General features: G+C 56.6%; 22 protein-coding genes. 5 read left to right on the forward strand and 17 right to left on the reverse strand.

What is annotated here, in order from left to right; all coding sequences use genetic code 11:
- Positions 1-206: 206 nt before the first annotated feature.
- From ACR0D9_RS08545 to hslU, 4 genes are all read right to left on the reverse strand, one after another.
- Positions 207-1694: a glycosyltransferase family 4 protein gene (locus ACR0D9_RS08545; protein ID WP_480486888.1), complete on the reverse strand. Its 1488-nt coding sequence runs from the start codon at positions 1692-1694 to the stop codon at positions 207-209.
- A 342-nt stretch (positions 1695-2036) separates the two neighbouring features.
- Positions 2037-3317, reverse strand: coding sequence for a glycosyltransferase family 4 protein (locus ACR0D9_RS08550; protein WP_480538408.1), 1281 nt, complete (start codon positions 3315-3317; stop codon positions 2037-2039).
- Positions 3318-3370: 53 nt separating this feature from the next.
- A complete protein-coding gene (locus tag ACR0D9_RS08555) occupies positions 3371-4789 on the reverse strand; it encodes a mannose-1-phosphate guanylyltransferase/mannose-6-phosphate isomerase (protein ID WP_480482576.1) in 1419 nt (472 codons plus the stop codon).
- A 262-nt stretch (positions 4790-5051) separates the two neighbouring features.
- Positions 5052-6359, reverse strand: coding sequence for an ATP-dependent protease ATPase subunit HslU (hslU, locus tag ACR0D9_RS08560; RefSeq protein ID WP_480474422.1), 1308 nt, complete (start codon positions 6357-6359; stop codon positions 5052-5054).
- 191 nt (positions 6360-6550) lie between these two features.
- Between hslU and ACR0D9_RS08565 the strand changes: the two genes are divergently transcribed.
- Complete coding sequence (locus tag ACR0D9_RS08565) at positions 6551-7792, forward strand: MFS transporter (protein ID WP_480486882.1); 1242 nt, start codon at positions 6551-6553, stop codon at positions 7790-7792.
- Here the strand turns inward: ACR0D9_RS08565 and hslV are convergent.
- Positions 7784-8341: an ATP-dependent protease subunit HslV gene (gene hslV, locus ACR0D9_RS08570; RefSeq protein WP_480482584.1), complete on the reverse strand. Its 558-nt coding sequence runs from the start codon at positions 8339-8341 to the stop codon at positions 7784-7786. The genes ACR0D9_RS08565 and hslV overlap by 9 nt on opposite strands.
- Before the next feature lie 197 nt (positions 8342-8538).
- Here hslV and ACR0D9_RS08575 point away from each other — a divergent pair, with 197 nt between their 5' ends.
- Positions 8539-8733, forward strand: coding sequence for a DUF1127 domain-containing protein (locus ACR0D9_RS08575; RefSeq protein ID WP_209505251.1), 195 nt, complete (start codon positions 8539-8541; stop codon positions 8731-8733).
- Between the two features lie 62 nt (positions 8734-8795).
- Here ACR0D9_RS08575 and ACR0D9_RS08580 read toward each other — a convergent pair whose 3' ends face one another.
- The 10 genes from ACR0D9_RS08580 to regB form a co-directional block, all read right to left on the reverse strand.
- Positions 8796-9158: a Lin0512 family protein gene (locus tag ACR0D9_RS08580; protein ID WP_480482586.1), complete on the reverse strand. Its 363-nt coding sequence runs from the start codon at positions 9156-9158 to the stop codon at positions 8796-8798.
- Positions 9155-9505: a Lin0512 family protein gene (locus ACR0D9_RS08585; RefSeq protein ID WP_209598521.1), complete on the reverse strand. Its 351-nt coding sequence runs from the start codon at positions 9503-9505 to the stop codon at positions 9155-9157. The genes ACR0D9_RS08580 and ACR0D9_RS08585 overlap by 4 nt, the downstream gene beginning before the upstream one ends.
- A gap of 73 nt (positions 9506-9578) precedes the next feature.
- Positions 9579-9899 carry a thioredoxin gene (gene trxA, locus ACR0D9_RS08590; protein ID WP_209505247.1) on the reverse strand — a complete coding sequence of 107 codons (321 nt, stop codon included), beginning with the start codon at positions 9897-9899 and terminating at the stop codon, positions 9579-9581.
- Positions 9900-9959: 60 nt separating this feature from the next.
- Positions 9960-13319, reverse strand: a complete 3360-nt coding sequence (gene addA / locus ACR0D9_RS08595; protein WP_480538410.1) for a double-strand break repair helicase AddA — start codon at positions 13317-13319, stop codon at positions 9960-9962.
- Positions 13316-16240, reverse strand: coding sequence for a double-strand break repair protein AddB (gene addB / locus ACR0D9_RS08600; RefSeq protein ID WP_480538412.1), 2925 nt, complete (start codon positions 16238-16240; stop codon positions 13316-13318). The genes addA and addB overlap by 4 nt, the downstream gene beginning before the upstream one ends.
- Complete coding sequence (locus tag ACR0D9_RS08605) at positions 16233-16919, reverse strand: nucleotidyltransferase family protein (protein WP_480538414.1); 687 nt, start codon at positions 16917-16919, stop codon at positions 16233-16235. Before ACR0D9_RS08605 ends, addB begins: the two co-directional genes overlap by 8 nt.
- Positions 16916-17920, reverse strand: coding sequence for an aminoglycoside phosphotransferase family protein (locus ACR0D9_RS08610; protein ID WP_480538416.1), 1005 nt, complete (start codon positions 17918-17920; stop codon positions 16916-16918). Before ACR0D9_RS08610 ends, ACR0D9_RS08605 begins: the two co-directional genes overlap by 4 nt.
- Complete coding sequence (gene tsaE, locus ACR0D9_RS08615) at positions 17917-18390, reverse strand: tRNA (adenosine(37)-N6)-threonylcarbamoyltransferase complex ATPase subunit type 1 TsaE (RefSeq protein WP_480538418.1); 474 nt, start codon at positions 18388-18390, stop codon at positions 17917-17919. Before tsaE ends, ACR0D9_RS08610 begins: the two co-directional genes overlap by 4 nt.
- Positions 18391-18432: 42 nt before the next feature.
- Positions 18433-19938: a PAS-domain containing protein gene (locus ACR0D9_RS08620; RefSeq protein ID WP_480486869.1), complete on the reverse strand. Its 1506-nt coding sequence runs from the start codon at positions 19936-19938 to the stop codon at positions 18433-18435.
- A 65-nt stretch (positions 19939-20003) separates the two neighbouring features.
- Complete coding sequence (gene regB, locus ACR0D9_RS08625) at positions 20004-21401, reverse strand: sensor histidine kinase RegB (RefSeq protein ID WP_480486867.1); 1398 nt, start codon at positions 21399-21401, stop codon at positions 20004-20006.
- A 90-nt stretch (positions 21402-21491) separates the two neighbouring features.
- On the opposite strand from regB, the gene ACR0D9_RS08630 reads away from it, so the two are divergent.
- Positions 21492-22118 (forward strand): SCO family protein, encoded by a 627-nt coding sequence (locus tag ACR0D9_RS08630; RefSeq protein WP_209598516.1) that lies wholly within the window; start codon positions 21492-21494, stop codon positions 22116-22118.
- 81 nt (positions 22119-22199) lie between these two features.
- Complete coding sequence (locus ACR0D9_RS08635) at positions 22200-22754, forward strand: ActR/PrrA/RegA family redox response regulator transcription factor (RefSeq protein WP_050604676.1); 555 nt, start codon at positions 22200-22202, stop codon at positions 22752-22754.
- 38 nt (positions 22755-22792) lie between these two features.
- Here the strand turns inward: ACR0D9_RS08635 and ACR0D9_RS08640 are convergent, their stop codons facing one another.
- Together ACR0D9_RS08640 and ACR0D9_RS08645 are read right to left on the reverse strand one after the other, a co-directional pair.
- Positions 22793-23515 (reverse strand): SGNH/GDSL hydrolase family protein, encoded by a 723-nt coding sequence (locus ACR0D9_RS08640; RefSeq protein ID WP_480486865.1) that lies wholly within the window; start codon positions 23513-23515, stop codon positions 22793-22795.
- A gap of 36 nt (positions 23516-23551) precedes the next feature.
- Positions 23552-24145, reverse strand: coding sequence for an HD domain-containing protein (locus tag ACR0D9_RS08645; RefSeq protein WP_480538420.1), 594 nt, complete (start codon positions 24143-24145; stop codon positions 23552-23554).
- Positions 24146-24351: 206 nt separating this feature from the next.
- Between ACR0D9_RS08645 and ACR0D9_RS08650 the strand changes: the two genes are divergently transcribed.
- Positions 24352-24666 (forward strand): hypothetical protein, encoded by a 315-nt coding sequence (locus ACR0D9_RS08650; protein WP_480538422.1) that lies wholly within the window; start codon positions 24352-24354, stop codon positions 24664-24666.
- The last annotated feature ends 97 nt before the right edge of the window (positions 24667-24763 follow it).

Consider the following 24763-nt stretch of genomic DNA (forward strand, 5'->3'; position numbering starts at 1 on the left):
GGAAAATCCTGGCCGACATGAGCAGTGCTTTTTTGTCAACTTAGTAGTGTGTGCAAGACCGCTTTAGTATTATTTCACGCGCAAGGGCTACAAAACTGGCCAATTCAAAGCTCTGTATTGGAATTGAAACCTGCGAACCCAAGCTTAGAACCAAGAGCGCGGACTTTCTGATGAAAGATTGGGCCTGCGATAAGTCGTGAAAGACGTCAATATGCATCGGTTTTTTTGGGTGCGTACATTGCCCGCCCCATATCCCGAGCCACATCTGACCAACTGCGCAGTGGCGCGGTTTTGATTTTTTCTTCCAGTTCTGAACGGTGGGCAGCGTTATTGAGCCTTAAGACGGCCTCGCCGATGCTTTGGACGCTCATTGCATCACAATATTCAACAAGATCCATTCCTACTTCGACGAGCGAGCTATTCTGGGCGACTACGGCCGTTTTTCCGTAGGCCAACGCCTCGCCCACGGGCAGGCCCCATCCCTCGTAAACACTCGGCATCAGCACGAACTGGCAGTTCTTGTAAAGGACGCCAAGCTCCTCATCTGTTGGTCCGTCAACCATGCTTACATAGCCGTATATATCGCCTGTCCCCTCTAATAGGTTATCGAACTCGTCTGTAAGCCAGCCTTTGCGGCCGGCAAACACAAGCTTAGGCAGATCAACATGGCCCTGATCAACAAGGTACTTCCACGCCATCGCGGTGCGCCAGATATTCTTGCGTGGTTCGACCGTACCAACACAAAGCGCATAAGGCTCACCAATAATTTTCCGCAGGTGGACACTTAGCTGGCTGGCGTCTTCAAGATGGGGGAAAGCGTCGAACGAAATCCGCGAAGACACGGGCCCTTGTTTCTGGGCATTCTCGTCTTCGAGCCCAATCTTGGACAACCCCGCCTGCGCCAAGGGAACAGCGGTCGCATTTCTCTGGATATCGTGTGCTTGAAAAAAGCGTAAAAGATCCTGCCGGGTCGCCTCAGAGATTGTCATGTAGCGGCTTGTGTACTCCCGACTGTCTAAAAGCCAGTCATAAAATACATAAGGCATGCTTCCAGCTGTAAACTGTGGTGCCACGATAGGGATCAGATCGTACACCAGCGAATGTACTTCCATCCCATTCGCTTTCGCCTTTTTGAACGCCTGAGTGTGGCGCGCCAGCCAACTGCTGTCCAGAAGCACAAGATGGTCACCTTCTATTGCCACATCGAACAAAGGTTGCTCGGTTCGGCGAGACCCCGAGGTTTCGACTGGTGCTTTCTTCCGCCGGGCCGCGCGCCACATCTCTGATGACATGTCCTTTTTTCGAAATACGGACTCTCTTCTGAGAAAGCTCATCACATCCAATTTGGTGCGGTGGAAGAAATACTTTGCAGGGCGGTTCCGGTACCCGTCCAACATTGGAAGATTTGAGCGCGCGGATTTCCAAGGATAGAAAATCTGCCGCAGCTTAGCTGGCGACGTAAGGGTTTCTCGACCCATTTCCTCCAGAAGCAAACAGCGCTGAACACCGGAGTTTGCATCGCACCAACAAAGGTAAACAAGCTTTGGATCGCTTAGTTTAGAAAACTCTGAGATCAACTCAACAACAACACGCTGAATGCCCGAGTAGCGATCAACTTTTTTGATATAGTCGATTAGTCCTGAGATATCGAAGAATACTTTTTTGCCATCTTGGTTAAACGTAGGGGCGTTCATAGCTTACTCTCCATGCAGTCTGCCAGATGAAGTGGTCTCATCTTCTTGGATTGTTTCGCAGTAATACCGAAGTGTACTGATTTTAAGGGCTTTTGCGACTAACTCGACTTCATGAGCAAGTAATCGCGCTTATCTGGAAAATTGAGGTTCACACAACAGAAGGGCTGACTCTTGACGGCGAGTGTGGCGTCTGCCTGACAGAATGCCGAGTAATGCTGAGACCTGCGCGCAGCGCCGAGGTCGATTGGACCAAAACCACGTGACATTTTAGAGGGGAATTGCCAGGCATGACAGTCCTTTCGAAGTTTATGGGCTCTATTGCCGGGATGGGTAACGGTCCCGTTAGTCCAGTCTTTGCAATACCGCTCGCACGTCCGCTGCAACGTTCGACCAAGTGCGAAGCTGCGGTTTATGCGCAGCAATGCGTGCGCGAAGGTTCTGAGCGAACTCCGGATCTGTCAGCAGCCTTGTGATATGGTTTGCAAGTTGATCAGGCCGATCTGGATCGAAATAGACACCAAGATCTCCGCACACTTCTTTCAGAACCGCCGCAGTAGAGCAAAGCGCTGGTGTACCGAACCACAAGGCTTCACCGGCGGGTAAACCCCAGCCCTCCATTCGGCTAGGCATGACAAGTGCCAAAGCATTCTTGTACAGGTTTACAAGGTCTGTCTGATTGGGGTTCTCGCGGAAGACCACGTGCTCACGGATCGTTGTGCATTCGTCTGATTGCAGATAGGTGCTTGTTTTGTGACGCAACGCCCCTGCCAGAACCAAAGTGGGTACGTCTTTCCCGTCACGCTTCAGAATGCGCAATGCTTCGAATACGACATCCAGGTTCTTGCGGCCCAGCATCGATCCAACTGTCATGATATATGGATTATCCGGAATATCTTGCTCGGATTGCTCGGTTCCCTCGGGGCATTCATGAACCAAGGGGACTGCGTAGACCTCTGGCGCTTCCGGCAGAACACCTTTTTCGGAGAAGTCCAGAACTTCCTGTCGCGTAAATTCGGAGTTTGTTAACAGCGCCTTGGCGCGGGAAACCAGCAGTTGGTTATCCCCTATGAAGTTGCGCGGGAAACTTGCCAGCTGGTGTTCAAAATCGTGCATGGGGATCATGTCATGCAGCAATGGAATGATATCGCAAGAAACCCCTTTACGATCCAGAGTGCACAGGATTTCAACGATCAACTTGGGCCGCCCACAACTCACCAACGTCTTTCCAGACATGTCGATGGGCGTCATGTCTGGGGCTATCGCCTCCCAGGCTTTGCGGTTTCTGCGCCCGACCAGCGGTCTGACGGCCGCCAGCACCAGATCCCTCATAATTGACTTGGTGTAGTGGTGACTGCGCACGCGCAATTGCCGGATACCGATTGGAACGTTCAGGTCAACGCCACCATCTGCTCGTATGGTTGGGAATACTTCTAGAAGTTCATTATGACCCTGCGAGAAAACGGCGAATCTGACGGACGCGTCCTGTTTTCTGAGCTCAGTGCCAATCTCGGCAACGACCCTGGCGATCCCGTAATAACGCAGCTTACCGGTCGAGGCTAAAAGCACCTCGGTCAGGTCATAGACAACCTGCCGCTTCTTGGCTGCATTGAGATCGTTTTCCATTTCCGTTTTCCTTCGGCCACCCGGTCAGTCTAAAGCGGTTATCCAACCGTGTCCTAGACCCTGGAATAGACGTCCTCATAGCGGATGATGTCATCTTCGCCCAGATAGCTTCCGGTCTGCACTTCGATCAGCACCATTGGAACCTTGCCTGGGTTTTCCATGCGATGCACAGCGCCAAGCGGAATGTATACGGACTGGTTTTCAGTGACCAGCTTGACGTCGTCATCGACGGTCACCTTCGCGGTTCCCTCAACAACAATCCAGTGTTCGGACCGGTGGTGATGGCTTTGTAGCGATAGTGCTGCGCCGGGGTGTACATGAATACGCTTGACCTGAAAACGTCCGCCAACCACCAGGCTTTCAAACCAACCCCACGGGCGGAAATCCTTGGGAAAAATGGTGGCCTGGCTTGCGCCCTTGACTTTGAGCGCCTCGACAGCCTTCTTCACGTCTTGCGCACGGGATTTGTCCGCCACCAAAACCGCGTCGGATGTAGCCACAGCGATTATGTCCTTCAGGCCGATGCCGACCACTTCCAAATTACCCGCCTCAGAACGCAAAAGCGTGTCATTACAGTCTATTGAGGTCGCATTACCTGTGGCCACAACTCCGTTGTCATCCGGTCCCGCCTCACGCCAAACCGAACCCCAGTCACCCAGGTCAGACCAGCCAGCAGAAAATGGAACAACGCTCAGGTTGTCGGCCTTTTCCATCACCGCATAGTCGATCGAGATATCTTCGGCCTGCTTCCAGGCCTCTGGGTCCAGCCGTAGAAAACCCAAATCCGTTTTGGCAGCTTCGCAAGCGGCCCGGACCGGAGCCATCAGTGTCGGGGCGTGGGTTTCAAAAGCGGCGATGACGTCACAGGCCCTGAAAAGAAAAATGCCACCATTCCACAGATGCTTGCCGTCGGCCAGCATCGCAGAGGCGGTTTCAACATCTGGTTTCTCGACAAAGCTGTCGAGTTTGACAGGAGCGGTGCCCTCCGGTGCTCCAGCCAGTTTAAGATAGCCATAGCCGGTCTCGGGCCGATCCGGTGTTATCCCAAAGGTTACCAACTGCCCGGCTTGGGCTGCTGGAATACCTGCAGCCACGGCTGCACGAAAGGCGTCAGCATCAGGTACAACATGGTCGGAGGGCTGAACCAGCAATAGGGCTTCGGGGTCGGACTTTGCCACATGGAGGGCTGCCGCCAGAACCGCCGGCGCGGTGTTGCGCCCCTCAGGTTCAATCAGAATCGTGCCTGGATCAATGCCAGCCGCCTGCAATTGTTCAGTCACGATAAACCGGAAATCAGATCCGGTCACCACTACTGGTGCATCATAGTCCGACCCTGACACGCGCCGGGCCGAGGATTGAAACAGGGTCTCGTCCCCGGTGATCGCTGTAAACTGCTTGGGATAGGATTTCCGGGACAGCGGCCAAAGACGGGTGCCAGAACCACCGCAAAGAAGAACAGGAGTGATGGACACGATCAGATAACCTTTGCCAATAAATGCAAGTGCCTAGTGTCAACTTAAGGGCGCAATTTCAAGGTTGTTCCACTACCACTGGGTACGTTTTGGCGAAAAAACGCTAAACACCTGCCCCCTGAGACCGCATTGTCCAGGCATTTCGGCCTCAATTTCCCAGTTGAGGTTCGATCGCCACGTGCCTCCAACGTGGCGTGCCTCAGACAAACCGCCATGCTTCCAGTTGGCAAAAGGGAAAAGCGGCAGTATCGGATCCGAGCTGCTACAAAACGTAACGGCTCAAATCCGCCGACTTGGTCAATTCACCCAGATTGTCGTCCACGAATTGTGCGTCGACAGTTATTTCTGTTCCGGCCCTGTCTGGTGCGGTGAATGACAGCTCTTCAAAGACCCGTTCCATGACTGTGTAAAGTCGCCGCGCACCAATGTTTTCAATGCTCTGGTTCACATCGGCTGCGATCCGCGCCAAGGCAGCAATACCATCCTCGGTAAACCCAACCGTGACCTCTTCGGTGGCCATGAGGGCTGTATACTGCCGGGTCAGTGCGTTGTCTGTTTCAGTCAGGATACGCACGAAGTCTTCCTCGGTCAGCGCGCGCAGCTCTACCCGAATGGGCAGACGGCCTTGCAACTCGGGCAAAAGGTCTGACGGTTTGGCGATATGGAACGCACCGGACGCGATGAACAGGATGTGGTCGGTTTTCACCGGACCGTGCTTTGTCGAGACGGTTGTGCCTTCGATCAGGGGCAGCAGGTCGCGCTGCACCCCTTCGCGACTTACATCTCCGCCACGCGCTTCTGTGCGGGCACAGACCTTGTCAATCTCGTCCAGAAAAACGATGCCATTCTGTTCCACCGATTCCAATGCGGTGCGGGTGACCGTCTCATCGTCCAGCAGCTTGTCTGCCTCTTCTCCGATCAGCACGTCATAGCTTTCGGCGACAGTCAGACGTTTCCTGACAGTGCGCCCGGCAAACGCCTTGCCAAAGATATCGCCCAGATTCATCATCCCCATCTGACTGCCAGGTTGTCCTGGGATATCGAACATCGGCATTGGGTTTGAACTGTCCGCGACGTCCAGTTCGATGACCGTTTCATCCAGTTCACCCGCCTTGAGCTTTTTGCGGAACATCTCTCGTGTGCCTTCACGGGCATCCGTACCAGCGATGGCGTCAATCACGCGGTCTTCGGCGGCCTGATAGGCTTTGGCCTTGACGTCTTCGCGCATGAATTCCCGTGTTTGCAGAATGGCGGCATCGGCCAGATCGCGGATGATTTGTTCCACGTCGCGGCCGACATAGCCAACCTCGGTGAACTTCGTGGCTTCGACCTTGATAAAGGGTGCGCGCGCCAGCTTGGCCAGGCGGCGGCTGATCTCAGTCTTGCCGACACCGGTGGGGCCGATCATCAGGATATTCTTTGGATACACCTCTTCGCGAATATCGTCCGGCAACTGCTTGCGGCGCCAGCGGTTGCGCAGGGCAACGGCCACAGCGCGCTTGGCATCCTTTTGCCCGATAATGAATCGATCCAGTTCCGAGACAATCTCGCGCGGGGTCAGGTCGGTCAAAGGGCAATCCTCTCGGTCGTATTTGCGTGATGCGGTCTAGGTAATCATGGCTTTGATGAAAACAAGCAAACCGCGGGTCTTGGCCGCGTTGGTTAACAATGCCTCATGCGGTTTGCAAATCCTTTGCTTGGGGAAAACACGAACCCTCTGTTACGGTTGCGTCAGGGTTACGAGCGTCAGGAGCATACAGAATGACGAAGATTGCCAAGATTACCCTGTTGTTTGTGGTGTTTGTGGATCTGATTGGGCAAGGTCTGGTCTTTCCCATCATCAATTCGTTGATCATGGAAACGAGCTCGGGTTTTCTGCCGGAAAGCACGCCAGTGGGCCGTAGGCATTTTTACTATGGTCTGGTGATCGGATGCTTTTTCCTGTCGTGGTTTCTGGGTGTTGTTTATGTCTCGAAAGTGTCTGACTCGATCGGGCGAAAGAATGCGCTGCTGGTCTGCCTTGGGGGGGCGTTGGCCGGATATGCGCTGACCATTGTGGCGCTTTATCTCAATAACCTGCTTCTGCTGATCGTCGGCCGTTCGATTACCGGGTTCACTGCGGGCAATCAGCCCATCGCGCAGGCAGCGATGATCGATGGCAGCACTGACGCGTCTGACCGGGACCGAAACATGGGCTACATCGTGACAGGTGTCAGCTTTGGCCTTGTCGGCGGGCCGATCATCGGCGCGGTTTTGTCGGATTCGGCGCTGTTTGGCGGCTTTGCCACGCTGAAAACCCCGTTCTATGGCGCGTTCGTGTTGGTGTTGATCGCGATTCTTCTGGTGCTTCTGTTTTTCAAGGACACCCGAACCAAGCGCGAGCCCTTTGTGTTTCGTCCCCGCGATATTACCGACAGTCTGATCGCAGTTGGCGAACACCCTTTGGTTCTGAAAATCTTGCCGGTCTATTCGTTTTTCATGATCGCCAATGTCACATTCTACGTGTTTGTCGACAATTTCCTGACCAGCGCATTCGGGTATGGGGTCATCGGGGGCAGCGTGGCGATGGTTGTCATCGGTGTGGCGTTGGCCTTTTCCAGTACGTTCCTGGTGAAGCCTGCCCAGGAAAGGTTCAGCAAACACGCGATCATTTACACGTCGCTTGTGGTGATGGTCATTTGCGGGTTTGCCTTTGCCTTCAGCCCAAGCGGTGTATTCAGCTATGTCCCCGTGTTTTTCTTCTATTTCCTGTTCGGCATCGCCTATCCAACGCTGTTGGGCCTGTTCTCCTCAAGCGTGAGCGAGGCGGATCAGGGCTGGGCCATGGGCGTGGCCACCGCCGTGTTCTGTCTTGCGGGGGGGATCATGTCATTGATCGGTGGCGGGTTGATGAGCATCGATATCCGCGTGCCCTATTACATCGTGATCGTTGCAGCGATCCTGGGGCTGGTCGGCATGCACCGCCGATGGAAAGGCAAAGAGATCAAGGCGCTTTTAGCCTGAGATCGTCTCAACCGTCAGGTTGCCATTGGTGTAGACGCAGATATCTGCTGCGATGGCCATGGATTGCCGGGCGATGTCTTCTGCGGATTTGTCGCTGTCCATCATGGCACGCGCGGCGGCCAGAGCGAAATTGCCTCCCGAACCGATGGCCGCCACATTGTGTTCGGGTTCCAGAACGTCCCCTGCCCCGGTGATGACCAGCAGATCCCTGCCGTCTGTCACGATCAGCATCGCCTCAAGCTTTTGCAGATACTTGTCGGTGCGCCAGTCCTTGGCGAGTTCAACCGAGGCGCGGGCCAGTTGACCGGGCGTAGCCTCAAGCTTGGCTTCGAGCCGTTCCAGCAATGTGAAGGCATCCGCTGTCGATCCGGCAAAACCTGCCACGACCTCGAACCCTCCGGGAGACAGGCGGCGCACCTTGCGCGCAGTGCCCTTGATCACCGTCTGACCCAGACTCACCTGACCGTCGCCGGCAATGACGACATGACCGTCCTTCTTGACGCCAATAATCGTTGTGCCGTGCCAACCGGGAAAGTCGCTATCTGCCATGATCGTCTCCGCTTTTGCTGGCGGTATATATGGGCCGGACCGGTTGTTGGCGCAACCCATTGCCAAACTGCCCAAAAGATATGCAAAAAATGCAAATCGGGGTTACCGGACCAGCAATTGTGAGTCCGGCCAAGCGGTACTAGATGAGGCTCACAACCGACGACGGGTCGGCTGTTTCTTCAATAAGGACTGCGCACATGGCAACTACAGCTAATATTCATGCGCCGCTCGGAGCAGCTACCATCCTGCACGTGGCGGACGTTTTCATCAATGCATTCGACAATGTTGTCGCATGGAATGAAGCCCGTAAAACACGGAACCTTCTGTCGGAACTCAGCGACACGCAGCTGGACGATATCGGTCTGAGCCGCGCGGATATCGCTAAAATCTGATCCAACCGACAGATCGTCAAACCGAACCAGCCGCCCGGATTTCCGAGCGGCTTTTTCGTTGCTCAGCCCTGGGCGTATTTCCCGGCAAGATCGGGTAAAAAGGCCTCGACCGCGGCAGTTGCAATGACGTGCAGAGTGCCAGCTTCTTCATCGGCGATATCCATACCACCTTTAACCGCGCGAACCTCGGCCCGGCCCCGTGGCAAGTCGACAGCAACCAACTCGCAATTCACCTGTTCCGGATTCTGAACGCCGATTGTCACGCGCACGCGCATTTCGTTGTGATCGATCCCCAGTTTTGAAAACAGCGTGATGGATGAATGATGCAGCGCGTCCTGAACCGCGCGGCGGGCTGCTTTGGTATAATCCTGACCATAAAGGTCATTGCCAGTGCCCATTTCCAGGATGATCCGCTTTTCACTCATTGCGTCGGTTCCATGTCGAAAGAAACGATCAGTGCAGCATTGGCGATGACCGTGTGGCCGTCGCCATGCGGTTTTTCGATGTCCAGCCCACCCTTTGTGACGGTAATGTTGGGCTGGCCATAAGGGAAAACGGCTTTGAGGGCGTCGGTATCCACTTGATCCGGCTGCTGCACGCCGATTTCGGCATCGATGATCATCGCCTCTTTCGGGAAACCAAACAGTTCGGCCATATTGACCGAGTTGTGCCACAGTGCGTCCCTGATCGCCCGCAGCGACGCTTCGGTATAGTCCATTCGGCGCAGGGATGTGCCCATCCCGAATTCTACAAGAACGCGCGTTTTCGCCATTGGTTTCCCCGCCGATTCAACAAAAAAGGCGCCCCGATCAGAGGCGCCTTTCGAACAATTCGTTATCGCCAGATTAGATGGATTCGTCGATCCAGCTTTGCAGCGCGGCTTTGGGGGCAGCGCCTGCGCGGTTCGATACAACCTGACCGTCCTTGAAGATGAACAGCGCCGGAATGCCGCGCACGCCCATGGCGGCGGCAGAGTTCGGGTTGTTGTCCACGTCCACCTTGGCGATCTTGACCTTGCCGCCATATTCGGCGGCCAGCTCTTCCAGTGCCGGACCGATCTGCTTACAGGGTCCGCACCATTCGGCCCAGAAATCCACTACAACTGGAACGTCCGAGTTCTTGACTTCGGCGTCAAAGGTTTCGTCGGTGACGGCTACGGTCGACATATTATGTCTCCTGAATGAAATGCGCTTGGGTTGTGAAGGTAGGGGCGGCAGTAGGCAAGGTCAAGATATCTGGGTGCAGGCCAGGGCATCCGTCACAAGATCGTGTGGCAGCCACATAAGATTTGCCGTTCTTGTCCAGAGGATTGCGGTGCGTATCTTATGGTTTGGATAGATCTGCGACAGGGCCTGCGCATACGCGCCCATTTGGCGAAGTAACCCTTCGGGGCAATCTTTGACCCGGTTCGGAACGGTGGCATTTGATTTGAAATCAATCACATGGACATCGGTGTCTGTCACGATCAGGCGGTCGACAATCCCATACATTCGCTGCCCGTTCAGGTCGGCAGTAACAGGTATTTCGGCCAATGTGTCCGGCGTGAAAATGTGTCGCAGGCTTTCGGATGTCAGTACGCCTGTGACTTCGGTCAGCAATGCGCCCTGATCCTCTTGCCTCATGTCGGGCAGCAGGCGGGCACAAAGCTCTGGCCAGTGGTTCTGCGTGACTTTGGGCAGATGCTCAAGCAGCAGGTGCACGCGGGTTCCGCGCAGTTTAGCAGCGTCTTCATCCATACCAGCGTCACCCGGCAACGCCTTGGCCCCACCCAGATCCGAAGGGCTGATAGAGGCCGCCGGTACAACTCGTTCCGGTGCGGGGTGCAGGAACATGTCGGGCAGTTCTGCATGTTTGGCCGATGCAACTGACTGCTCGACCAATGGCAACCCATCCCAGTCGCCATGGGACAGCCGACGTGTATCTGAACCAGGCAGTTGCGTTGCCCCGGCCTTTTCCATCGCCGCCTCTACCATCTGGTACCAGCTGTTGCCATCTTTACCCAGATCACCCGCCGCCGACACGATCAGCCACTTTTCGGCCCGTGTTAGAGCCACATATAGCAAGCGAAGCCGCTCGTTTTCCTCGCGGGTGCGCGCCTCTGACCGGGCGTGAGTGATCAGGTTTGGCGATTGGTCTGCCGAAACCTTCCACAGCGGTGTCCCGTCTGCCACCATGATTTCGGCGTCGCGTGGCGGCTGACGTTTGCCGGTATCCGGCAGAATGACGATCGGAGCCTCCAGACCTTTCGAGCCGTGCACCGTCATCACCCGGATCATATTGCCGACCCCGCTCATCTGTCGTTTGATTTCCAGATCGTCGGTCTGCATCCAGACCAGAAATCCCGTCAGGCTGGGGATATCCGTCCGCTCGTAGGCCAACGCCTGCGACAGCAGGGCATTGATACCGTCTTCTGCCTCGGGTCCCAGTCGGCCCAACAGGTTTCGCCGCCCGTCATGTCGGGTCAGAATGCGTTCGATCAGGTCATAGGGGCGCAGAAAGTCGATCTGACTGCGCAGATCGTTCAGCACGGCCAGGGTTTTGGGGAAATCGTCGGCGCGTCTGCGCAAAGCAGCCCACAGGAATTGCTCCTCCCGCCGATGGGCCAGATCGAAAAGCTGCTGCTCGGACCATCCGAACAGTGGGGATTTCAGAACTGTCGCCAGCGACAGGCTGTCTTCGGGCGTGGCCAGAAAGCTAAGCAGCGCAGCCAGATCCTTGACCGCAAGTTCGGCACCCACTTTCAGCCTGTCCGCCCCGGCGATGGGAAGCCCGGCAACCTTGCAGGCGCGAATGATTTCGGCAAACAAGTCGGACCGGCGTTGCACAAGGATCAGAAAATCACCCGGTTGCACTTTGCGTCGAACAAACTGGCCCTGCGTGTCCCCGTCTTCAGGGATCGTTTCGCCGCCATCGATCATTTCTTTGATCGTCTCAGCCACCCGTTTGGCCAGAATAACGGTATGATGCCGCGATCCGGGCCGGTCCACCGGATCGGTCCAATCCCCCTCTTCCGCGTCTTCGACTTTCTCGACGACGGGCCAAAGATCAATCCGACCGGGCAAATCGGATTTGAAGGCGCGGTGCTGGCTTTCCTTCTGAAATCCCGCATCGGCGCGGTTCTCAAAAAGCGTGTCGACCAGAGACAAGATCGCGCTGGAGGATCGGAATGAATATTCCAGCGTCGAATCCCACAGTTTAGAGCCTGATTCAGCGAGTTTTCGGTCAAACTCTTCCTGCATCCGGTCAAAAGCCTGCGGGTCGGCGCCCTGAAAGGAATAGATCGATTGCTTTTTATCGCCGACCACGAAAATCGTGCGCTCGACCCCTGATCGGGCCCCTTCCCCACTGGTGAATTCCTGAGCCAGTTTTTCGACCACATCCCATTGATCGGGGCTGGTGTCTTGCGCTTCGTCGACAAGAATGTGGTCGATACCCCCGTCTAGACGGTACAGCACCCATTCGGCCACCGCCGGGTCATTCAGAACCTGACGTGCGCGCAGGATCAGGTCGTCGAAATCCAGCCACCCCCGCAACTGCTTGCGGCGTTCATATTCCGGTAGAAATGCAGCGGCAAAGCGGTGCAAAACGGCGGTTTTCTGGGCGGCAACCAGCGCCAGTCGGCGTTCACGCGCGGCCTCGACCCGAAGCATGAGAGCTTCGAGTTGAGGCATCCGGTCAGTCAGCGCACCTTCGCGAAGGGGTTTGGTGGGAAAGCCGTTGGTCTTGGCGGTAAACGGTTCTTTTGCGCCTTTTCCGGTCAGCAGCACGTCTTCCAGCATGGGCAAGTGAGCCAATCGTGCGTCGGTGAACCCTGCCAGCCTTGCCGCAGCCTTGGCATTATTGCCGCCACTTTCGAGCAATACGGGCAGCATTGATTGGATCAGCTGGACCTCACCACCCTGAAAAACGCTTTGGAACAACGCATTATCGTCGAAATGCGAGGGCAGTTCGAAGCGTTGCAGAAGATCAGACCAATCCAGTTGCTGCGCGAACAGGTTGCGTTTCTGGGTGATCGCCGCAGTCAGGTTGTCAAAGCCTGTATCGGTGACAAACCGGGCCACGTCTTCGATCAGCCCGGCCTGCGGGCCTTCTGCAAAATCTTCAACAATTTCTTCCCTTAGCAAAGCTGCCGCACGGTCTTCCATTTCCGAAAACTGCGGGCTGACCCCGGCTTCGAGCGGGAAACGACGCAGCAACGAGGCGCAGAAAGAGTGAATTGTCTGAATCTTCAAGCCACCCGGCGTCTCAATGGCGCGGGCAAACAGGGTGCGCGCTTGGGCCAATCGATCTGAATCGATAACGCCGGTCACGCCCAGTTCGGCCAGGTCCTTTTGTAGCCTGGCATCTTCCAGCATTGCCCATTTGCCAAGACGGTCAAACAACCGGTTCTGCATCTCGCTGGCAGCAGCTTTGGTATAGGTCAGGCAAAGTATGTGCTGCGGTTGGACGCCACCCAGCAGCAGGCGCGCCACCCGATCGGTCAGAACCCGTGTCTTTCCTGACCCCGCATTGGCGGCCAGCCAGGTCGAGGCATCGGGTCGCGCGGCCTGCACCTGCCGTTCGGTGGCTTCGTTGCGCGCGCTCATATCAGGTCCTCGGGGCGCGTTTCGGCTGTCCGGTCCCACTCGCCGAACCGGGCCAGATGATCATAATCACCAATATCCGTATCCTTGTGCAGCATTCGGCGGGATGAATATCCCTGATCAGGCTCTAAATAGGCTGAAATCAGCTCTTTTAGTTCGGTCAGAACCTTCTCGGCGGGTTCTTTCAGCAGCGGCGCGGGCACCTCTTTATAGGCACCACCCATCCCGATGAAGATCGCCTCTGCCACCGCCATCGGGTCAAGACCTTCGATACCGCCCTGTTCAGCCATTGCAGCCTCGATCAGCAATTGCTTGTCGAATTTGGACTGCTGGCTTTCTGTCGGAGGCGCGCCGGTTTTATAGTCGATTATCCGCAAGGCCCCCCGGCTGTTGTGATCGATCCGGTCAGCGCGCCCCGTGAGGGTGAAATCCAGCGGGTTCAGCACCAGCTTCATCGCTGCTTCAAAGGCCACTGGTCCACCGTCACCCCGGCGCGAAAGTTCGGCGCTGATAAAGTCGTCTGCGATCCGTTCCAGTCGCGCAAGCCACAGGTGCCGCGCCGTGGGCCAGGCGACATGCTGCTCCAGCAATGCGTGCGCGCGCTTCAGGAAATTCTCACGCGTCAGCAAGGCGTTGTCGAGCACGCTATCCTTGACGAAATGTTCGAGGATTTCGTGGATTACGATCCCCCGCAGCAACGCGTCGGGTGCCTGGACAAGCGGGTCGAGAGGTTTCAAACGCAGCACATGCTTGGCATAGATGGCATAAGGATCGCGAATTAGCCGCTTGATTTCCGTTACTGACAGGTGACGCGGACGCGCGGCAACTGGCGGGCGCGGGGATGGGCGTGGCGCGGGGTCAATGCGCGGCGCGTCTTCCAGAGCGTCGGACCAATTCAGCCAGTTTTGGCCACGGGCGCGCATTTCGGCCAGCGCTTGGGGGCCACCCTGCTCAGGCAGGCCTTGCAACAGGTTTGTCAGCCGGTTCACCCAACGGGACGGCACCGTTTCCGCATCGTCCGAGCGGGTTGCGCGGGTCAGCCAGACCTCGGGCGCGCCGATGGCCTGTTGAAAATCATGCGCCGACAGGCCAATCCGCCGTTCGGGCAGCAACAACCCCGCTTTGTCACGCATCTGCCGGTTCAGCCAGGGGTCGGGCGCCGGAGCTTCTGGCCAACTGCCTTCGTTCAATCCGCCAAGGATCAACAGGTCTGCACCCTGTACCCGCGCTTCTAGTGTGCCCCAGATCATGATATGCGGATGTGGTGCGTCGCGGTCGCGGACCTCTTCCCCTGCTAGCAACGCGCCCAGAAGATCGGCAAAATCATGGGCCGTCATCGGCCCGCCATGTTGCGCCTCATCCCTGAGAGAATTCAGCACTGCCAGCGCTTTTTGACCTGCGTTCTTGTCCCAAAGCGTGCCGGTTTCACCTGCACTGCCGGCCGAGATCGCCTCGGCAAGTGTTGTGAGCCGATCTACCCAGTCGGAAAGCGCCAACTCGCCACCGATCTGTTGATCGCAGAAGTGGTGAACAACCCATTGGACCCAGGCCTCGGGGGTTTCTTTGCGTGCTGCAAATGCTGCGAGGCTGGTGCCATCCGGAAATGGCGGGCCATTTCGGCGCAGGTCCAGTTCCAGATCACGCGTGTGCAGCAAATGGTTACCGCGTTCACTGCCGTCATGACACAATGGGTGCTTTAGCAAGGTAAGCAGCGCCTCGCCCTCCAGACGGCGCGTGAACAGACCAGCCACATGTCGCAGAAACCGGCCCGGAGGCGAGAGTTGCAGCGGCAGGCCGGCGCTGTCATCCGCCAGAATGTTCCACCGGTCCAGCGCGGCGCTGACCTGACGGGTCAACATGCGATCGGGCGTGATCAGGGCGGCGGTCTGACCGGTTTCAGCAGCCTGTCGCAGGCGCAGGGCAATGGCCAAAGCCTCGTCCCGCGGTGATTGCGCCTCGACCAGTGTCAGGTCTTTGGTTGCGCCGAGTAGATCAGCCAGTTTCGGGCCTTCGCTCATCCAGGCATCGGTGATCGGGGCCGGGCGCAAAGCCAGGGAAACCAGACGGTTACGGGCAGGCGAGGGGGCGTTCAGGTCTGTCCAGGGGGTGATCTGGCCGGGTGACAGGCCCAGCCCGCGCATCAACTTGCGAAACCGGTATTGCGGATGATCTTCCGAAGTCAACGCATCATCCAACCCTTCCCAAACGTGATCCGGCTGGTCGAAATCGTATCCGGGCAGTACCAGCGCCCCTTGCGGCAAGCGCGCGACGGCGTCCATCAGCATCAGCGTGGTGCCGCGCGAACCGGTTGACCCGGCCAGAATAACCGGATGCAGGGGGGGATCGGTTTGCCAGCGGGCGATCAGGTTTTCGACCACGCGACGTTGGCGGGCCTGCGCGTCCATCACCTGCGAGCCCGTGTCAATGAAATGATCTGCGATACCGATAAAGGTCTGAGCCCGCGCCCAATGGCCGGACATGTCGCTGACATCCAGCCCCCGGATCGTGTCCGGTGACACACCTTCGCCCTGCATTTCGTCGATCAGCGCCGCCAGACTTTCGGACAGGTCAAAAACCGACGACCGCGCGGCCAGATCCGGTTGTTGTTCCAACAATTTGGCCACCAGCTGCGTCAGTTCCAGACGCCGCCGAAGGGGCGGAATGGCAGGTGGAATATGCGCCAGATCAGCGCTGTCCCCCAGATCGGTTAACAGCGAGATGCGGGGCAGCAGGCAAGGTGGCCCCTGATTGAACAGATCACGTACGCGCCGCTCCATGCGTCGCGTGTTCAACACCAGTTCCACCCGCGCCAAAGCCTCGGGCGGACCTGAACAACGCCGCTTCAGACCGTCGACCAACGCCTTGGGGAAATCCGTACCGGGTGGAACAGCGAAGACGCGGGGAAGGGGTTCGGGGTCAAACATCGGCCAGCAAATCCTCGGCCAGAGCGATCCCATCAGGGTGACCCACATCACACCAGCGCCCGGGATACTCGATGCCGAACAAACGCCCCTGGCCGTGCATCTGGTTCCAAAGCAGATTCAACGAAAACGCCGGCTGCGAGATGGCGTGCAATCCTTGTGTCTTGAGGATCTGCGCGCCCCCGTAAACCAAGCCGGGCCCACGCGTGATCCGCCCCGCCTGATCAGCGGTAAAATCACCGGGCCCGTCGTGACCTATGGCCTGCGCAGTTGGAACACACATCAAAAGCGCATCCATGCGGGCCGGATCCCATGCGTTTTGCAGCAGTTTCAATGGATTTGGGCCGGACCAGATTGCGTCGGTATTCAGGGTGAACACTGGGTCGGTTCCCAGCAATGGCAGGGCTGCGCGCAACCCGCCGCCGGTTTCCAGGATCTCCGGCTCCTCCCGCGATATCAGAATGCCTTTAGGCCCGAGATGCGCGTCGAGCTGATCGACGTGGTAATGCACATTTGCCGCTGTGCGAACAGGGCCAAGGTTGTCGACAAGATCCAGCGCATGGTCGATCAGGGGGCGCCCGGACACTTCGATCAGCGGTTTGGGTCGGTCCTTGGTCAACGCGCCCATACGGGTGCCAAATCCGGCGGCAAACAACATTACGGCAAAGGGTGATCCGGTCATTGCGGCCTCAGCCTGGCCAAATTCTGAGGTGTTGGTCGGGGCAGAGCGTCGTGCAGCAGCGAGGCCACCGAAACAAGGGCAGGGTGTTCCAGATCCCGCATGAGGTGCGACCAGACCGCCGGGATCATGTCCAGATATTGCGGCTTGCCGTAATCGGTTGCCAGCCGCGAAAAACCGCCAAGGATGCGAAGATTTCGCTGCGCGCCCAATACGCTGTACGCGGTCCGAAACTCGTGATCATCCATACCTGACCCTGCAATATAGCGGTTGATCATCTGCATTTCTGTCCCGACCGAAACATCGCGGCGAATGTCCTGAAGCAAGGACACCAGATCATAGGCGGGGTGCCCCAGCATGGCCAATTGGAAATCCAGCAATCCGACGCGCCTTATGCCGTCGCGCTCGGGCAGCCAAAGAAGGTTTTCCGCGTGATAGTCCCTTTGAATGACAACTTTGCCCCCAGAGGTTTCACGGTGCAGAATATCGGCAAACCGAAGTTCGAACCGGTCCAGAACGTCCTGATCAACATTGCCCTGAATTCCAGCGGCATATTTCGTAAGCGCCAGCGCCGCCAGGTCCGTCATCAGGGCCGGGTCGTAGGACGGTAGCGACAATAATGGGGCCTGATGCAGGTGAAGCAACACGTCTGTTGCGGCCTCGTACAAAAGGCGTTCTTTGGACGGGTCTTTTTTCAGAACACGTGCAAACAGATCATCACCCAGATCTTCCAGCAGCAGAAATCCATATTCAGCGTCTTCTGCGTAAATCTCGGGCGCACTCAGTCCAATCGAACGCAGATAGTCGGCAATGCGCACAAACGATTCGACGCTTTCGCCCTTGTCAGGTGGCGCATCCATCAGGACAGCCGTTCGCCCACTGACCGGATCGGTCACACGTTCGTACCGGCGGTTCGATGCGTCGCCGGCCAGTGGTGCACGCGTTGCCCCGGCCCAAGGAGTTTGTGCAATAAGGGCTTCTGCCAGGACTGTCCTGTTTGTCATCCGGCATTCTCCAGCTTTTTTACCCATTTCGGATCGGCCCATGACAAGGACACGTGGCGGGTATTTTCTGTGTCAGGGTCTGTTTCGAAGGCCAGCTTTAACGCAGCGGCAGGGGCTAGTGCGCCCAGCTTTTCCGGCCATTCCACAAGGCAGATTGCTGTGTCAAAGGCATCGACCAAACCCAGTTCATCCACTTCCTCTAACGCGTTCAGCCGATAAAGATCGCAGTGCCAGATCTCACCGGCCGGGGTGTCGTAGGTCTGAACCAAAGTGAATGTGGGTGACGGCACATCTTCCGGTTCAGGCATGAGTGATTGAATGAGGCTGCGTGCGAAATGCGTCTTGCCGCTGCCGATTGCACCACTAAGCAACAGGACATCCCCGGCATCAAGCGAAGACCCGACACGGGTCGCAAAATCTGCGGTTTCATCGGGCGATCTGAAGGTCAGGGTTTGGGGGGGCGTCGTCATGGCGCCACAATGACGTTCTGCCCAATCGGCTGCAACCCCGGTTCAGGCGCTGATCTGTTTCATCGGAGCTGTTTTTGTCAGAATATCCACGGGTGCAAACCGCACGATCGTCGCACCATTATGAACCGGTGAAACCGTGCAGTCCAAAGTGATACCTGACCGCATCCGGATTTCAGCCGTCCATTCCGCCCGATTATCCCGCATTTCGACAAAATCCCGGATCTCTCCAAGGATCGGCGTAGCGACACAATGGTCCTGCCAATGCCGCGTGACATCGGTGATGGTGTCGGTCTGAAAGCCGATTTCCTGTGCGCTGCCCCAAAGCTTTTCGTAGGCGTAGTTGGTAAGGGCCAGGGTGCCATCATCGGCAAATACAGCGATTGCATCGGCCAGCTTGTCCAATATGGATTGCATCAGATCCATCTCGGACCGGAAGCGGCGCGTTAACGTGATTTCTGCCGTAATATCTTCGAACAGAAACGCAACAGCCCCGTCGGGATGCGGCCTGCCGCTTACAGAATAAACCGAGCCAGAGGGAAGCGACCATGTTTCGTGGTAATTGCCGCCCTCGGCTGCTTCGAGCAGGTCGTTCATCTGACGCCGCCATGTACGGTAGTTCTTGGGCTCTGGCATCATGTGCTGATCCCTTAGCCGGTCGAAGAAGCTGCTGATATTTGGGCGGCAGCTGAGGAAATCCGGCGGCAACGTGGTCAGATCGATCAGGGCCGGGTTGAACAGCGCCAGTTGCCGGTTGCGATCGAAAATGGCCAGGCCGATCGAAAGTTGAGCAAACGTCTTGGTCATGGTCTGCACGAACTTGCGTTGCGCGGTTTCCGCTTCGACAATGGCGTTGATGTCTGTGGCGTAACATAACCGCCCGTCTTCCTGTTCGATCTGCGTCAGGTCGAACCACAACTTGCTGTTGGTCCCAGTCACATCTACCGAAACCCTTGATTTTCCAAGCGACGGCGCATCAGAGGTGCCCGGAAACAGCGGGGCAGTCAGATCGGCATCCTGACCACGCGCCCGGCGAACAAGCGTGACATAAGCCGCATTGCACCATTGCACCTGGCTGTTGTGATCCAGCAACCATACTGGATAGGGGGCCTGTTCCATGGCCAAACGGCTCGGTTCACTCAGCGTGCTTGACCCAGTCGGAGGTACTCTGGCCGGTTCGTGCAGACGCACGCGGACAATCCCGTCGATCCATTCACACACGACTTCGCGTTCGACTGTGCAATCAATGGCCGAGATTACCAGTACATTTTGATCACGAACCTTTTCGGGTGTTTCGGGGAAGGTGGGGAAATCCCTTTGCAGCAGGCGGCGCAAGTCCTGCCAGCTTCCAACATGTTCGAACCCGGCAAGCGCGATATCGGAGTGGCTGATCAGGTGATCACCATCAAACAGGAATACCGCATCGAACAGGGATGTTGTCGAAAACAAACCAAAGACATCGTCGCGTTGCGTCTGGCGTGGCAATAACCACTGCACGGCAAAGCATCCCGATACCAGGCTGATCGCGGCCAGAATGATCCAGTCGGCCATGAATATTCCCAAGGTAGAACAAACCCCGGCTGACTATGGGCAGGATAGGTTAACGGCTCCTTAACTCATACTTGAATGCGTTTGTTGGAACCGGATGGAACCGGCGTGTCACCCTTTTGCGCGTCAATCAGGTTGCGCGGCCACGAGACTTTGACGATCGCGCCTGTCCTGTCCTTGTGATCAGTCAGATGCTGATACGGGTCCGTGCCATTTGCGAATTTCAGCTCGGCACCGCTGCGTTCCAGCAACGTTTTTGCGATGAACAGTCCCAGTCCCATGCCTTCGTATTCCGGCCGGGTCCGCAGGTCGGCTTCGGCCCGTCTGCGGCGCATGAAGGGATCACCGATGCGTCCAATCATGTGCGACGGGTAGCCGCGCCCGTCATCCATGATGCTGACGGTGATCCTGCTGTCTGTCCATTCGGCTTCGACCCAGACATTCGCGCGGGCGAAATCCACGGCATTCTGGATCAGGTTGCGGAGCCCGTGAATGATCTCGGGCTTTCGCAGGATCGAGGGTTGCAGCACGTCTCCGTCCTGCGTCGGGCCTTCAGAAAAATGAACGACCTTGCCCCGGTCAACATGCGGTTCGGCGGCTTCGTTCACCACCGTCGAAAGCGGAGCCTGCCGCAAATGCAGGTCATCTTTTCCGGCACGACCCATATCGCGCAAAATGTCGCGGCACCGATCAGCCTGCTCACGGATCAAGGCGGCGTCTTCCCTGAGGTCGGGACGGTCGTCCAGCTCTTCGATCAGTTCCGCACTTGTCAGTTTGATCGTGGCCAAGGGGGTGCCCAACTCGTGCGCGGCAGCGGCTACCACGCCACCCAAATCGGTCAATTTTTGCTCGCGGGCCAGCGCCATATGGGTGGCAGCCAGCGCTTCGGACATGGACTGAACCTCGGAACTGACGCGGTGAGAATAAGCACCGATAAAGACGATGGCGATAATAATAGCCGCCCAATTGCCAAACAGCAGGATTTCCGGAATGTCCAGAAACACTCCGATGTTGGTCCGCAGCGGCAGGTGGAATTCCGCCAGCAGGGTGGTCAGAACAATCGCAACAGCCCCAACTATCAAGGTCGACCGTGTGCTCATGACATTGGCGGAAATCGTGACCGGCCCCAAAAGCAGAAGGGCGAAGGGGTTGTTCAGACCGCCCGTCAGATACAACAAGATCGACAGTTGCAGCAGATCGAACAGAACCATCAGGAAGTTTTCGAACTCGGACATCCGCTTGTTCTGTGGAAACAACAGAATGGCAGTCAGGTTACCCATGACCGAGATCCCGATGGCCAGATAGCACAGGCCCAGTTCCAGCTGCACGTGATAGTATTTCTGGGCCACGGTGATGGCGGTGATCTGACCAAAAATGGCAACCCATCTCAACAGGATCAGGGTGCGCAGGCGGATCCAGCTGCTGCGTTCCTGGCCGCGCCAAAAAGTCTGATTGGAATCTGCCATCGGTCGCTTATGTCCTGTTGCAAAGGCTGGTCATCTTGTTAGGTGTCCCGGCCGAAACGATCAACAACTCCTTGCGACCGGAAAACCGAAATGACCCGCCTATACGCAATTCTTGCAACTCTCGTTCTGGCCATCGGTCTTGGTGCGATGTGGCTTTTGACGCGTGGGGGCGGTTCCGGCGACCAGTTTGCACAGTGCCGATCCGGGCAGATTGCCGGGGGGACCGCTGCTATCGGCGGGCCGTTTGAACTGGTGAATGGCAAAGGTGAGACGGTGACCGACAAAGACGTGATCACCGAACCCACACTTGTCTATTTCGGCTATACATTCTGCCCCGATGTTTGCCCGTTTGACATGTCCCGCAATGTTGAGGCCGTGGATATCCTGAACCAGCGCGGGCAGTCAGCAACGGCGCTGTTCATCTCGATCGATCCCGAACGGGACACGCCCGAGGTTGTGGATGATTATGCCTTCAATCTTGGCGGCAAGACGATTGCGTTGACCGGTTCGCCCGAACAGGTCAGGGCGGCGAGCAAGGCTTACAAGACCTATTACAAGGCACAGGATAAAAGCGACGAATTCTACCTTGTTGACCATTCCACCTTCACCTATCTGGTGACGCCCGAACATGGTTTCCTTGAATTCTTCAAGCGCGATGACACCGCCGAACAGATGGCGGACAAGGTCGGGTGCTTTCTGGACCAGGCCGCGCCTTAACAAGGTTGTTTGACCTTTGTTTCTGCGCTGCTATTACTCATGTTTAAGCCAAAGGCATGAAATAGCGGAAAGACCTAACATATGGCAGACAGTTCTCAGCTTGATATCGGCCCTGATAAATCCCTGCTTTTGGTGGATGATGACGAGCCGTTCCTGAGACGTTTGGCCAAGGCCATGGAAAAGCGTGGATTCGAGGTCGAAACTGCAGGGTCTGTCGCCGCAGGCCGCGCAATTTCCACCGCCCGCCCACCGGCTTACGCGGTTGTTGATCTGCGACTGGAGGATGGCAACGGTCTGGATGTGGTTGAAGTTTTGCGCGAAAAACGCCCTGACAGCCGGGTAGTGGTTCTGACCGGGTACGGGGCGATTGCGACCGCAGTCGCCGCTGTAAAAATCGGCGCAACCGATTATCTGTCGAAACCCGCCGACGCCACCGACATCACCAATGCGCTGCTGGCCAAGGGTGACGAACTGCCGCCACCGCCGGAAAACCCCATGAGCGCGGACCGCGTGCGTTGGGAGCACATCCAGCGGGTTTATGAGCTGTGCGACCGCAATGTCAGCGAAACGGCGCGTCGGCTGAACATGCATCGCCGGACATTGCAGAGGATACTGGCGAAGCGCAGTCCGCGTTGAGACTATAACCTAATCACCGCAAAAAACCCCACTCAGCGTCACTGAAGGGAGCACTTTATTTCAGCGCAAAGCTGCTGTGTCAGGTGACGATAACCGATTGGATTGGGGTGTAGGCCGTCCGATGTCCACTTGTCGATGTTATCACTATACCCGGGAGGGGAGTTGAGAAACGTGCAGTTTCCCATTTCCAAGCAAGCTTGTTGTGCTGCAATGTTGTAGGCGGTTCGAAACGCTTCGTTTTCGATAGTCCAAGTTTCGCCGGCGACAGGCAGAACGGCGCGCCAGATCAATCTGTCTACGGAGGTGAACACATCCGCTAACTGCTTAACATATTTCGGAATCTCCTCCAGAGGTGTGTCGTTCAGGGCGTCATTAACCCCAACACCCAAGTACCAGACCGGAACATGAGTGATGAGCTCCGGGTGTACCCTTGCTATTAAGCCTTGGGTTGTGTCCCGACTGATTCCCAGATTCAATGCGTTTGAAACGATGTTGCTGGTTAGCCATCCCTCGATGATGGAATCACCAATAAATGCGATTTGAATATTCGGTGACGCTAGAGCTTGGGAAATCGGTCGTTTGTGCAGCCACACCATTGTCTGATAGTGTTTAGTTTCTGTGACGGGAGTATGCGCTCCGGTAAGCTTGCGTACTGTCTTCGCCAGATACCCAGTTCTGATCAACACGGCTGCTAGCGCCAGGATCAGCACCAAATTTGTTGCAAGCAAGATCCGGTTCCCAATCGGCCGTTTCGCGCTCATTTCACCATTTCCTTTAGCTGTTCAGGTTGCACGTCGCTAAAGTAGCGCGAGAAGCACTGTGTGCCGATCTGTGTAGGCTTTCCTTACTTCGACCGGTGGTCTCAGCGTGATCTCCAATCCCTCCATCACCGCTTTATCCGGGCGACCAAAGAATTTCGTCGCCTCTGCCTCGGAAAAGCCTGCGATTTGGGTCGCCTCCATCCAGGCGCTGATCTTGTCGGCCTTCTTGATCTGCCGCTTCACCGCTTTTGGTACCTCAGCAGGCAAACCGAACCGGATGTGGATCGCCGCCGCCAGCCGGTCGTCCAAGGCGCCGTAACCGGGGCCGACGGCGGATTTGACCGGCGAAATCATGTCGCCGATCACGTATTCCGGCGCGTCATGTAACAGGGCTGCCAACCGCCACTTGACGGGTGCCTTGGGGGCTATTCTTCCGAAGAGTTCCTCAACCAACAGAGAGTGTTCGGCCACGGAATAGGCGAAATCGCCGCGTGTCTGCCCGTTCCAGCGCGCCACAAAAGCAAGCCCATGCGCGATATCTTCTATCTCGATATCCACCGGGGTCGGGTCCAGCAGGTCCAGCCGACGCCCCGATAACATGCGCTGCCATGCTCTGGGTTGTGTTGCCATTTTGCTATGCCTCGCCTGACCGGACGCGATTGCGCCATATTTTTGTGTTATGATGTACCTGTCTGGATCACTTGCTGCCAACAGTTTCTTGAGCATTTGTGCTTTGAAACGGCGCGCCATGATCCCGACATCAAAACCGAGGGGGGCACATGCTTCTCCCGGTGTGCTCCTCTCGACCGTGAAAAGCGAAACGATAGGAGTTTGTCATGTTCAAGCGTTTATTCGCCATTGCCCTGACCTTTGGAATGGCCGCGACCGCCCCACCAGCTTTTGCCCGAAGTTGCGCAGATCGCGACGATATTGTCGCCAAATTGCAGGAAAACTACGCCGAGGAATTGGCCTTTGGCGGTTTGCAAAAGACGCGCGACGCGCACTCTGTGATGGAGGTCTGGGCCTCGAAGGAAACGGGCAGTTATACCGTTTTGGTAACCAATGCGAACGGAATCAGTTGTATTGTTGCCGTTGGCACCGATTTTTTTGAAGCGATACCAAAGATAAAAATCGAAGGCACGCCAAGCTGAAAGCGGCCAGCAGGCTTCCGGTAACAGTCTTCAAAGTTGCCACCTGCCCCAAGGAGTGCTAGGGGCAGCCGGGACTGTGATTTACCGAAAATGGAGC

The sequence above is a fragment of the Ruegeria sp. AK11 genome, from assembly GCF_056541095.1.

Excerpts from the sequence above, each read along its gene's own strand:
- ACR0D9_RS08545 (WP_480486888.1), bottom strand. The coding sequence starts at position 1,694 with ATGAACGCCCCTACGTTTAACCAAGATGGCAAAAAAGTATTCTTCGAT.
- ACR0D9_RS08550 (WP_480538408.1), bottom strand. The coding sequence starts at position 3,317 with ATGGAAAACGATCTCAATGCAGCCAAGAAGCGGCAGGTTGTCTATGAC.
- ACR0D9_RS08565 (WP_480486882.1), top strand. The coding sequence starts at position 6,551 with ATGACGAAGATTGCCAAGATTACCCTGTTGTTTGTGGTGTTTGTGGAT.
- hslV (WP_480482584.1), bottom strand. The coding sequence starts at position 8,341 with ATGGCAGATAGCGACTTTCCCGGTTGGCACGGCACAACGATTATTGGC.
- ACR0D9_RS08575 (WP_209505251.1), top strand. The coding sequence starts at position 8,539 with ATGGCAACTACAGCTAATATTCATGCGCCGCTCGGAGCAGCTACCATC.
- ACR0D9_RS08580 (WP_480482586.1), bottom strand. The coding sequence starts at position 9,158 with ATGAGTGAAAAGCGGATCATCCTGGAAATGGGCACTGGCAATGACCTT.
- ACR0D9_RS08585 (WP_209598521.1), bottom strand. The coding sequence starts at position 9,505 with ATGGCGAAAACGCGCGTTCTTGTAGAATTCGGGATGGGCACATCCCTG.
- trxA (WP_209505247.1), bottom strand. The coding sequence starts at position 9,899 with ATGTCGACCGTAGCCGTCACCGACGAAACCTTTGACGCCGAAGTCAAG.
- addA (WP_480538410.1), bottom strand. The coding sequence starts at position 13,319 with ATGAGCGCGCGCAACGAAGCCACCGAACGGCAGGTGCAGGCCGCGCGA.
- addB (WP_480538412.1), bottom strand. The coding sequence starts at position 16,240 with ATGTTTGACCCCGAACCCCTTCCCCGCGTCTTCGCTGTTCCACCCGGT.
- ACR0D9_RS08605 (WP_480538414.1), bottom strand. The coding sequence starts at position 16,919 with ATGACCGGATCACCCTTTGCCGTAATGTTGTTTGCCGCCGGATTTGGC.
- ACR0D9_RS08610 (WP_480538416.1), bottom strand. The coding sequence starts at position 17,920 with ATGACAAACAGGACAGTCCTGGCAGAAGCCCTTATTGCACAAACTCCT.
- tsaE (WP_480538418.1), bottom strand. The coding sequence starts at position 18,390 with ATGACGACGCCCCCCCAAACCCTGACCTTCAGATCGCCCGATGAAACC.
- ACR0D9_RS08620 (WP_480486869.1), bottom strand. The coding sequence starts at position 19,938 with ATGGCCGACTGGATCATTCTGGCCGCGATCAGCCTGGTATCGGGATGC.
- regB (WP_480486867.1), bottom strand. The coding sequence starts at position 21,401 with ATGGCAGATTCCAATCAGACTTTTTGGCGCGGCCAGGAACGCAGCAGC.
- ACR0D9_RS08630 (WP_209598516.1), top strand. The coding sequence starts at position 21,492 with ATGACCCGCCTATACGCAATTCTTGCAACTCTCGTTCTGGCCATCGGT.
- ACR0D9_RS08635 (WP_050604676.1), top strand. The coding sequence starts at position 22,200 with ATGGCAGACAGTTCTCAGCTTGATATCGGCCCTGATAAATCCCTGCTT.
- ACR0D9_RS08640 (WP_480486865.1), bottom strand. The coding sequence starts at position 23,515 with ATGAGCGCGAAACGGCCGATTGGGAACCGGATCTTGCTTGCAACAAAT.
- ACR0D9_RS08645 (WP_480538420.1), bottom strand. The coding sequence starts at position 24,145 with ATGGCAACACAACCCAGAGCATGGCAGCGCATGTTATCGGGGCGTCGG.
- ACR0D9_RS08650 (WP_480538422.1), top strand. The coding sequence starts at position 24,352 with ATGTTCAAGCGTTTATTCGCCATTGCCCTGACCTTTGGAATGGCCGCG.